A 1,515-nucleotide genomic window follows, 5' to 3' on the forward strand; every position below is an offset into this window, starting at 1 on the left:
ACAGAGGAAGAGCCAGGTATTACCCTCATCTGGACGCCCGACAGTGCAGGTGTCAGTGTTCCTGCAAATACAGGTAACCCGTACCCAGTCAGGATAACGAACCCGGTCGTAGTGGATCCGCTGCCGGAAGATAGCAGTATTGACGCAACGACCACTCCGGCCCCGGAAGAAAAGAATTTTGCGGATTATATTCTTATCTTGCCGCTATCGGATATTCCGCCGATATATGTTTATCTTAGTTCTGTTCTTAAAGGAAAAGAATCGGAGGAAGCAGCTAGAAAGCTTGGTTATGACCGCCGTATTTCAGCTGATAAAGTGCCATTTAACTCTCACGGACAACCTGCATTTTTTAATGGAAAAGATTATATAACTCCTGACGTTGATGGACACAATGTATCTTATGGTTGGAAAAAATTCAGTAAAAAAGGCGTTCGTTTAGGAACATATGATATAGATTTAAAGAGAATAAAGAGGTAGCAAAATGTTTGGTATTTTTACAGAAAATAAAGCTATTCAATCTGCATTTGATGAGGTAGTTTTGCCAGCCAAAATAATCATAGGTGATTTTGATGAAGGAATACAAATACCATTAACATATTGGAGAATTGAACAATATCAAAAGAGCTGGTTTGAGTCTCTTAAACAAGGTCTAAAAAAAGGAGATCATTCAGTTCTGGCTGTATCTATGTATAATCCAGAAACAGTTAATTTTATATTTTCATGGGTTCTTTATTACCAAAATACGAAGGTCATCATTCAGAATAAAATGATATTTTCTGGTGATATAAAAAATTTTTCTATTCATGATCTTAATGAATGTGCTGGAGAATATGATGCGTATTCAGATGGTGTAAAGGTATCTGAGTGGTATACAACATTTGATGAAGTAAATTTTTTTCTTAAATATTTAGAAGGTAAAGCAATATATTAAAAGGATTATGGACATTTACATAAGAGTTATTCAGATTAAACGAGGAGAATTTTTCACTAATCTTGCACAATGTTTCTGACGCTTTGTTTTAGAGTCAAATTAACAGTCGGTTAGTATAAAACCGAAATCGCTCTTTGAATGACAAGGAAATGAATAAGGATCGTCTATACACCAATCAACTCACCGCCTGAACTACTGGCAACAACCGGGCAAGCTGTATTTAAGTCAGAACAACTGTCCGGGATGGATGATGGCCTTTTATCAGGCTATCCCTCCATCCGAGACTGATGTTCCTCAGCGTGCTCAGACCGCCAAGAAAAAGAAAGCAGTAGACGATATACCGAAACCGAAAAAGCGAAGTGCCTTGTATAAATGGCTGAACGGTGATCACGAAGAAATCGACTATCAGCGGGCGATAGCCGCCGCGACGAGTGCTACAAATGCTCAGACGGCTGTTGAAGGTGCCAGTATTCTTGGATTGGTAGGTGGCAGTGCCATTACGTCAGGAACCTGGGCAGTAAAACTGGGTGAAATAGTAACCGGGCTCGGAAGGATTGCCGCCAGTGGCCCCGGTGCTCCCATCG

The 1,515-nt window shown here is 40.1% G+C and carries 2 protein-coding genes and 1 pseudogene; all 3 read left to right on the top strand.

All coding sequences use genetic code 11. The annotated features are described in order from the left end of the window. Positions 1–477, top strand: a 477-nt coding sequence (locus BMX14_RS04565; protein ID WP_230527292.1) for an S-type pyocin domain-containing protein, incomplete at its 5' end; no start/stop codon positions are given. Positions 478–481: 4 nt separating this feature from the next. Further along, on the top strand, positions 482–931 hold the full coding sequence (locus BMX14_RS04570) for a hypothetical protein (protein WP_092673479.1): 450 nt from the start codon (positions 482–484) through the stop codon (positions 929–931). A 250-nt stretch (positions 932–1,181) separates the two neighbouring features. Further along, a pseudogene (locus BMX14_RS16540) lies at positions 1,182–1,515 on the top strand (S-type pyocin domain-containing protein); the annotation flags it as partial.

It is taken from the genome of Rosenbergiella nectarea, from assembly GCF_900111105.1.
Taxonomy (GTDB): domain Bacteria; phylum Pseudomonadota; class Gammaproteobacteria; order Enterobacterales; family Enterobacteriaceae; genus Rosenbergiella; species Rosenbergiella nectarea.